8 protein-coding genes and 1 pseudogene are annotated in these 8352 nt (G+C 63.1%); 6 read left to right on the top strand and 3 right to left on the bottom strand.

Annotated elements, in window-relative coordinates; all coding sequences use genetic code 11:
- From ENZ74_RS13460 to ENZ74_RS13435, 6 genes and pseudogenes are all read left to right on the top strand, one after another.
- Positions 1-301 (top strand): annotated as a pseudogene (locus ENZ74_RS13460) (sugar ABC transporter substrate-binding protein); the annotation flags it as partial.
- A 244-nt stretch (positions 302-545) separates the two neighbouring features.
- Complete coding sequence (locus tag ENZ74_RS13455) at positions 546-1475, top strand: sugar ABC transporter permease (protein ID WP_013528573.1); 930 nt, start codon at positions 546-548, stop codon at positions 1473-1475.
- 11 nt (positions 1476-1486) lie between these two features.
- Positions 1487-2326 carry a carbohydrate ABC transporter permease gene (locus tag ENZ74_RS13450; RefSeq protein WP_013528572.1) on the top strand — a complete coding sequence of 280 codons (840 nt, stop codon included), beginning with the start codon at positions 1487-1489 and terminating at the stop codon, positions 2324-2326.
- The gene (locus ENZ74_RS13445) at positions 2323-2790 is read left to right on the top strand and encodes a DUF4304 domain-containing protein (protein WP_013528571.1); all 468 of its coding nucleotides are present in this window, start codon (positions 2323-2325) and stop codon (positions 2788-2790) included. Before ENZ74_RS13450 ends, ENZ74_RS13445 begins: the two co-directional genes overlap by 4 nt.
- A gap of 1 nt (position 2791) precedes the next feature.
- Complete coding sequence (locus tag ENZ74_RS13440) at positions 2792-3847, top strand: Gfo/Idh/MocA family oxidoreductase (protein ID WP_024502144.1); 1056 nt, start codon at positions 2792-2794, stop codon at positions 3845-3847.
- A gap of 15 nt (positions 3848-3862) precedes the next feature.
- Positions 3863-4861: an ABC transporter ATP-binding protein gene (locus ENZ74_RS13435; protein ID WP_024502143.1), complete on the top strand. Its 999-nt coding sequence runs from the start codon at positions 3863-3865 to the stop codon at positions 4859-4861.
- Between the two features lie 166 nt (positions 4862-5027).
- Here ENZ74_RS13435 and ENZ74_RS13430 read toward each other — a convergent pair whose 3' ends face one another.
- The 3 genes from ENZ74_RS13430 to ENZ74_RS13420 all read right to left on the bottom strand — a co-directional run.
- Entirely contained in the window at positions 5028-5873 is an 846-nt protein-coding gene (locus ENZ74_RS13430) for a fumarylacetoacetate hydrolase family protein (RefSeq protein ID WP_024502142.1), read from the bottom strand.
- A 218-nt stretch (positions 5874-6091) separates the two neighbouring features.
- Positions 6092-6823: an SDR family oxidoreductase gene (locus ENZ74_RS13425; protein WP_013528567.1), complete on the bottom strand. Its 732-nt coding sequence runs from the start codon at positions 6821-6823 to the stop codon at positions 6092-6094.
- A 186-nt stretch (positions 6824-7009) separates the two neighbouring features.
- A partial coding sequence (locus ENZ74_RS13420; protein ID WP_127312808.1) for an aldehyde dehydrogenase family protein occupies positions 7010-8352 on the bottom strand: 1343 nt, incomplete at its 5' end.

The raw sequence follows: 8352 nt of genomic DNA, 5'->3' as shown, positions 1-8352 counted from the left end.
GTCCTGGGTCGCCTCGCCGGATTTCGCCACCATCTACGCCAACGCACTGCCGGGCTTCTTCAGCCTGAACTCCTCGCCGGTGAAGATGGAAGACCCGCTGGCGCAGGAATTCGTCTCCTGGCGCGGCAAGTGCAAGTCGACGATCCGCTCGACCTACCAGATCCTGTCGCGCGGCACGCCGAACCTCGAGAACGAGACCTGGGTTGAATCGGCCAACGTCATCAACGGCACCGATACGCCGGAAGCGGCGGCCAAGAAGCTGCAGACCGGCCTCGACAGCTGGTACCATCCGGCCAAGTAAGAGCTCAGGTAATGGAACCGGCCGGCGCACGCCTGGCCGGTTCCGGACTACCTCATTCAAAGTGCGCCTATTCAGATTGCGATTGTCGGCACCGCCTCCCGGCCTTACCCTCTCTTCGGGGAAGGCTAGCTGATCAGTCGCAGGCCTTTGTTCCTGCCGCATCGGCAGGAATGGTCGGGCCGTGCATCGAGGCATCATCTAGATCGATACCCTTTGGAACCGAGAGACGGCGGGGACCGAACTCATGGCCGCAGATATCAGACCGAAAAGACCGTTCCGCTGGCATATAGGCGTCTTCCTGGCGCCGGCGGTGCTTGTCTACACGGCAATCATGATCCTGCCGCTCGCCGGCACGCTGCAGCTCTCGCTGTTCCGCAACATCGAGCAGCACCAGGTCTTCGTCGGGCTGGAAAACTTCCGCATGCTGTTCGGCGATCCCAACTGGTCGGTGGGTTTCTGGAACGCGCTGAGGAACAACACCTGGTTCTTTATCATCCACATGCTGGTGCAGAACCCGATCGGCGTCATGCTGGCCGCGCTTCTGTCCAGCCCGAGACTGAGGTTCGCGGCCTTCTACCGCACGGCGATCTTCGTGCCGACCATCCTGTCCTTCGTCATCGTCGGTTTCGCCTGGAAGCTGATCCTGTCCCCGTTGTGGGGCGTAGCGCCGCATCTGATGGATCTCGTCGGCCTGAAAAGCCTGTTCACGCCATGGCTCGGCAAGGAACAATATGCGCTCACCGCACTCAGCCTGATTTCGGTGTGGCAGTTCGTCGGCATCCCGATGATGCTGATCTACGCCGCCCTGCTGTCGATCCCCGAAGAGGTGATCGAGGCCGCCGAATGCGATGGCATCACCGGCCTGGCGCAGTTCTGGAAGATCAAGCTGCCGCTGATCCTGCCGTCGATCGGCATCATCTCGATCCTCACCTTCGTCGGCAATTTCAACGCCTTCGACCTGATCTACACCGCGCAAGGCGCGCTCGCCGGGCCGAACTATTCGACCGATATTCTCGGCACTTTCCTCTACCGCGCCTTCTTCGGCTTCCAGCTGCAGGTCGGCGACCCCAATATGGGCGCGGCGATCGCCACGATGATGTTCCTGATCATCCTCGGCGGCGTCTGCGTCTATCTCTTTCTCGTCCAGACGCGCCTGCGTCGCTACCAGTTCTGAGGGGCCGAGAGATGAGCACCGCCACCCGTTCCGTACCCCGCACCATCGGCGCCCATGCGATCCTGTTGACCTACACGGTGATCGCGCTGTTTCCGGTGATCCTGGTGATCATGAACTCGTTCAAGTCCCGCGCCGGCATCTTCGGCGCGCCGCTGACGCCGCCGACGCCCAAAACCTTCGACCTGATCGGCTACACCACCGTCATCGGCCAGGGCGACTTCATCCACTATTTCCAGAACAGCCTCGTCGTCACCGTCGCCTCCCTGTTCCTCGTGCTCCTGTTCGGCGCCATGGCGGCGTTCGCGCTGTCGGAATACCGCTTCCGCGGCAACTCGCTGATGGGCCTCTATCTGGCGCTCGGCATCATGATCCCGATCCGGCTGGGCACCGTCGCCATCCTGCAATTGATGGTGGCGAGCGGGCTGGTCAACACGCTGACGGCGCTGATCCTGGTCTACACCGCGCAAGGCCTGCCGCTTGCCGTGTTCATCCTGTCGGAGTTCATGAAGCAGGTGTCCGACGATCTGAAGAATGCCGGCCGCATCGACGGCCTGTCGGAATACACCATCTTCTTCCGCCTGGTGCTGCCGCTGGTCAGGCCCTCGATGGCAACCGTCGCCGTCTTCACCATGATCCCGATCTGGAATGACCTGTGGTTCCCGCTGATCCTGGCGCCGTCGGAAGAAACCAAGACGGTGACGCTCGGCGCGCAGCTCTTCCTCGGCCAGTTCGTCACCAACTGGAACGCTATCCTGGCGGCGCTGTCGCTGGCGATCATGCCGGTGCTGATCCTCTACGTCATCTTCTCGCGGCAGTTGATCCGCGGCATTACTTCCGGAGCGGTGAAGTGAGCGGCGGGGAAGAAGCTATCGTACAGGCCCTCGTCGAGACAGCGAGCCACTATGGATTCCGGGGCGTTCGCGCCAAAAATTTCTACCGAGAGTGGCCGGAGACGATCTGTGTGCTGAACCTTCAGAAGTCTTCCTGGGGTCCGCAATTCTATATCAACGCTGCTGTCTGGTTTGCACGGCTTGGGCCGGAGCGCCGGCCGAAGGAATACAATTGTCACATTCGTTGGCGCGTCAATTCCCAGATGGAAGACGAGCAGTCGAAAGCGTTCGAGCAGGCGCTCAACCTTGAGCATCCCTTGCCTGATGATCAGAGGCTTTCACTGATCAAGGACGGAGTTGATGCCTATGGCTTTCGACTTTTGTCCCGGTGTGACAGCGAAGAAGCAGCCCTGCGGGTCGCAGATGAATGTGAGCCACAGGTGATGGTGGCTCTCGCAGCCCGCAGTCAAGAAAAGGCGAATTGAAATGGCCCAACCCCTGCGTGTCGTCGTCGCCGGCCTCGGCAATATGGGCCGCAGCCATGCGCTGGCCTACCATACCAATCCAGGTTTCCAGATCGCGGCGCTGATCAATCGCTCCGACGTGCCGCTGCCGGACGGGCTGTCGGGTTACGGCATCAGGCGCTCCTTCGACGAGGCATTGCGTGACGAAAAGCCCGATGTCGCCTGCATCGCCACCTATTCCGACAGCCATGCCGACTATGCGGTGAAGGCGTTCGAGGCCGGTTGCCACGTCTTCGTCGAAAAGCCGCTGGCAACGACGGTGGCCGATGCCAGGCGCGTCGTCGCGGCGGCCAAGGCCAACGGCAGGAAGCTGGTGATCGGCTACATCCTGCGCCATCACCCGTCCTGGATCAGGCTCATCGCCGAAGCGCGCAAGCTCGGCGGCCCCTACGTCTTCCGCATGAACCTCAACCAGCAATCCTCGGGCCATACCTGGGAGACGCACAAGCAGTTGATGCAGACGACCTCGCCGATCGTCGATTGCGGCGTGCACTATCTCGACGTCATGCTGCAGATCACCGATGCGAAGCCCGTGGAAGTGCGCGGCATGGGCGTGCGGCTGACCGACGAGGTCGCGCCCTCGATGTACAATTACGGCCACTTGCAGGTGCTGTTCGATGACGGTTCGGTCGGCTGGTATGAGGCCGGCTGGGGGCCGATGATTTCGGAAACCGCCTTCTTCGTGAAGGACGTCATCTCGCCCAATGGCTGCGTGTCGATCGTCATGAAGGAAGGTGTGAAGTCCGATGACATCGACACCCACACCAAGACCTCGACCATCCGCCTGCACAATGCGGCGACCGGCGCGGACGGCAAGTTCGCCAAGCCAGACGAGATGTTGTCGATGGAGGGCGAACCCGGCCATCAGGACCTCTGCGACCTCGAACAGGCCTTCGTGCTGAAGGCAATCCGCGAGGATCTCGATCTCACCAAACATATGGACGACGCGGTCAAATCGCTCGCCGTCTGCCTTGCCGCCGACGAGAGCGTGCGCAGTGGCGCCGCCGTCAAACTCTAGAACAGGGACGAAGCCGTGGGCTCGCTGAACATCGAGAACGTGAAGAAGGCCTTTGGGCCGGTCGAGGTGCTGAAGGGCATCAACCTCGAAGTGAACGACGGCGAGTTCGTCGTTTTCGTCGGGCCGTCCGGCTGCGGCAAGTCGACCCTGCTCAGGGTCATCGCCGGACTGGAGGATTCGACCTCGGGCCGCGTCGTCATCGATGGCGCGGACGTTTCGGCCACGCCGCCGGCCAAGCGCGGCATCGCCATGGTGTTCCAGACCTATGCGCTCTATCCGCATCTGACGGTGAAGAACAATATGGGCCTCGGCCTCAAGCAGGCCGGCACGCCGACCCCGGAGATCGAGCGCCGCATCGGCATCGCCTCGTCGATGCTGTCGCTGGAGCCCTATCTCGAAAGGCGGCCGGCCGAACTCTCCGGCGGCCAGCGTCAGCGCGTCGCCATCGGCCGCGCCGTGGTGCGCGAGCCGAAGCTGTTTCTGTTCGACGAGCCGCTGTCGAACCTCGATGCCGCGCTGCGTGTCAACACGCGGCTCGAGATCGCGCAATTGCACCGCCGGCTGAAGGCGACGATGATCTACGTCACCCACGACCAGGTCGAGGCGATGACCCTGGCCGACAAGATCGTGGTGCTCAACGCAGGGAAAATCGAGCAGATCGGTGGCCCGATGGAGCTCTACAATTCGCCGGCAAATGAGTTCGTCGCCGGCTTCATCGGCTCACCGAAGATGAATTTCGTCGACGGCGCCCGTCTCGGCGAAACCGCCAGGACCATCGGCGTGCGGCCGGAACATCTGACCGTCGATCCGAAATCCGGCTCCTGGAAGGGAACGGTGGTGCACGCCGAGCATCTCGGCGCCGACACCAACCTCTATCTCGACTGCGAGAAGGCCGGGCTGATCACCGTGCGGATTTTTGGTGTTTACGATGCCGAGCCGGGTGCCACGCTGTATGCGACGCCGGATCCGGCGAAGACGTATCGGTTTGGTGCGGATGGGAAGGTGCTGAAGTAGATACGCCGGCGCAGCCCCCTCACCCAGCCTCCGCTTCGCTCGGCTGACCTCTCCCCGAGGGGAGAGGAGATTGTCAGCGCCGACGCCAGTCTCTTCTCCCCAGCGGGGAGAAGGTGGCCGCGAAGCGGCCGGATGAGGGGGCAGCGCCGACCCCGAAATGTACTGCCTAAACGTCCGCCTTGAACGTCTGCTTCTGCTGCCCCAGGCCTTCAATGCCCAGTTCAACCACATCGCCGGCCTTCAAGAACACCGGCGGCTTCATGCCCAGCCCGACGCCGGGCGGCGTGCCGGTGGAGATGATGTCGCCGGGGTGCAGCGACATGAACTGGCTGAGATAGGAAACCAGATACTTGACGCCATAGACCATGGTCTTGGTCGAGCCGTTCTGCATCGTCTTGCCGTTGACGGTCAGCCACATTTTGAGGTTCTGCGGGTCGGCCACTTCGTCTTTGGTCACCAGCCATGGGCCGGTCGGGCCGAAGGTGTCGCAGCTCTTGCCCTTGGTCCACTGGCCCTGGCGCTCGGCCTGGAAGGCGCGTTCGGAGACGTCGTGGGCAACGCTATAGCCGGCAACATAGTCGAGCGCATCGGCCTCGCTGACATATTTGGCGGTTTTGCCGATGACCACGGCCAGCTCGACTTCCCAGTCGGTCTTCTCCGAGCCGCGGGGGATCAGCACGTCGTCATCCGGCCCGACAATGGCCGAGCTTGCCTTCATGAAGATGATCGGCTCCGGCGGCACGGTGGCGCCGGTCTCGGCGGCGTGGTCGGAATAGTTCAGGCCGATGCAGATGAACTTGCCCGTGCCGGCAACGCAGGCGCCGAGGCGCGGGCTGCCGGAAACCGCCGGCAGCGACTTCGGATCTAGCTTGGCGAGTGCTGCCAGCGATGCCGGATCGAGTGCCTTGCCGCCGATATCGGTGACGTGAGCGGAGAGATCACGGATCGTTCCATCCGCATCGAGCAGGCCGGGACGTTCGCTTCCCACCTCGCCATAGCGCAGCAGTTTCATCTAAATCCTTCTCCTGATTGCGGCCTCGCGGCCTTTTGCAAACTTTCCGCCAAGGCGATTGCTCCTTCAAGGAACCGGCGGACCGTACTCACCGACCTGACTACGGACAAGCGCGATCGCCATACAAGATAGCCGGCGCGCGGGATTTTCAGACTGTTCGATCCCCTGTTGAACGCCGGCAACGGGCCAGATCGTCCGGCCCACGCAAGATTCCGCAGTCAGATCGACCAGCCGCCGTCGATATTGTAGGCCTGCCCGGACGTGTACGTGGCGCCGGCCAGGTAGACGGCCAGATCGGCGATTTCCTCCGGCGTGCCGAGCCGGCCCATCGGCTGGCGGGCGATGAAGGCGGCGCGGGCGGCATCATAGTCGCCTTGCGCGTGCATGCGGTCCTGCAGCGACGGGCTCTCGACCGTGCCGGGGCAGATGGCGTTGCAGCGTATGCCCTTGCCGACATAGTCGGCGGCTATCGCCTTGGTCAGGCCGATGACCGCGGCCTTGGTCAGGCCATAGACGAAGCGGTTGGGCACGCCCTTGGTGGAACTGGCCAGCGAGGCCATGTTGATGATCGATCCGTCGCCGCGTTCCAGCATGCCGGGCAGCACGGCCCGGCTGGTGCGGATCATGGCGCGGACATTGAGGTTCAGCGCGAAATCGAGGTCGCCGTCCTTCATCTCCAGGATCGAGCCCGAATGGACGAAACCGGCGCAATTGAACAGCACGTCGACGACACCGATCTCGGCAAAGGCGGCGTTGACGGCTTCGTCGTTGAGCACGTCCAGCTTGCGGGTCTTGATCCCTGGCGTCTTGGCGAGTTCCGCCAGCAGCGTCTCGTTGATGTCGGTGGCGTAGACGATGGCGCCGGCTTTTGCGAAGGCCAGTGCGCTCGCCTTGCCGATCCCTTGCGCCGCTGCCGTGACGACAACGACCTTGCCTGCCAGATCCGCCATGCTGTTCTCCTCGTCCGCTGGGATAGTCCGGGTCTACCTGCGGCTGGCCAAGGCGTCATGTGCCAGTCACGCGTGATCGTGCAGCCTGCGCCGTTGACCGTTCACTGATAAAGATGTTTTTTCTCGTTAAAGAACATCTGTCCGGGCGTCAAGCCCGAACACGATCTGAACAGTACCGGCAGGCCATCAATCGCCGTAAGGCACCCAGACATTCTTGACCTCGACGGCGCGGCGTAGGAAGGCGTCGCCGGCGGCTTGGTCGGATGCCCAGTCGATGCCGCGGCCATTGCCGCTCCAGACGCGCTTGAGGTTGCCGATGGACTCGGCTTCCGCCTTGGCGCAGGTCTCGGCATCGGCGAACACCCAAAGCCCGTCGACATCGTCATGCTTGGCCAGCACGCCGGCGAGTTCGGCGCTGCGACCGGTGACGATGTTGATGGCGCCTGAGGGAATGTCGGAATATTCGATGACCTGGTAAAGATCGGTCGCCAGCAGCGGGTAGCGCTCCGACGGCACTGCGACCACGGTGTTGCCCATCGCAAGTGCGGGTGCAATCAGCGAGATCAGGCCGAGCAGCGGCGAGGCATCCGGCGCGACGATGCCGACGACGCCGACCGGCTCGTGCAGCGCCAATGTCACGGCACGCGCGGGCGGTTGGTGCACGCGGCCCTCGAATTTGTCGGCCAGACCGGCATAGAGGAACAGCCGCTCGATGGATTGTTCTACCTCTTCCCGCGCGGCCTTGGGCGTGGCGCCGGTCAATTCGGTGAGACGGGCGGCGAACTCGCCGGCGCGGCCGGAAAGGTTCTCGGCCAGATAATAGAGCACCTGGGACCTGTTATAGGCGGTCGCCTCCGGCCAGGCCTTGGCACCGCGGGCGGCGGAGACGGCATCGCGGATATCCTTGCGGCTACCGAGCCCAACTTCGCCGGCAAGCTTGCCTTTGGCGGTGGCGATGGCGAGCGAATAATTGCCGTCCGGCCGTACCTGCTTGCCGCCGATGAACAGCTTTGCCGTACGGTCGATTGCCGCGCCGTCGGCCTGCTCGACCGGTTGCGCCGACATCGTCGCCGGCTTGATGACCGGGCCGAGCGGCAATTTTGCCGTGAGATATTCGAACATACCCTCGCGCCCGCCCTCACGACCGAAACCACTCTCGCGGTAGCCGCCGAAGCCACAGGCGGCGTCGAACATGTTGGTGCCGTTGACCCAGACCACGCCGGCCTTCAATTGCGGCGCGACGTGCAGGGCAAGGTTGACGTTCTCGCTCCACACCGAGGCGGCGAGGCCATAGCGCGTGTTGTTGGCGAGCTCGATCGCTTCCTCGGTGTTGCGGAAGGTCATGGTCGCCAGAACAGGGCCGAACACCTCTTCTTGCGCCAATATGTTAGCTGGCGAAACACCTGTGGCGAGCGTCGGCAGATGGTAGTAGCCGGAGGACGGCAGCCCGGCATCCGGCTGCCAGCAAACAGCGCCCTGTCTGGCGCCTTCGGCAACCAGGCCCTTGACGCGCTCGAGCTGGGTCAGAT

The sequence above is a fragment of the Mesorhizobium sp. M7A.F.Ca.CA.002.15.2.1 genome (assembly GCF_003998715.1).
Lineage (GTDB): Bacteria > Pseudomonadota > Alphaproteobacteria > Rhizobiales > Rhizobiaceae > Mesorhizobium > Mesorhizobium ciceri.
The sequence above is the reverse complement of the archived record's forward strand: the minus strand, read 5'-3'. Positions and strand labels throughout refer to the sequence as shown.

What these genes read in the sequence shown, in the direction of transcription:
- ENZ74_RS13455 (WP_013528573.1), top strand. Translation starts at nt 546, where the DNA reads ATGGCCGCAGATATCAGACCGAAAAGACCGTTCCGCTGGCATATAGGC.
- ENZ74_RS13450 (WP_013528572.1), top strand. Translation starts at nt 1,487, where the DNA reads ATGAGCACCGCCACCCGTTCCGTACCCCGCACCATCGGCGCCCATGCG.
- ENZ74_RS13440 (WP_024502144.1), top strand. Translation starts at nt 2,792, where the DNA reads ATGGCCCAACCCCTGCGTGTCGTCGTCGCCGGCCTCGGCAATATGGGC.
- ENZ74_RS13430 (WP_024502142.1), bottom strand. Translation starts at nt 5,873, where the DNA reads ATGAAACTGCTGCGCTATGGCGAGGTGGGAAGCGAACGTCCCGGCCTG.
- ENZ74_RS13425 (WP_013528567.1), bottom strand. Translation starts at nt 6,823, where the DNA reads ATGGCGGATCTGGCAGGCAAGGTCGTTGTCGTCACGGCAGCGGCGCAA.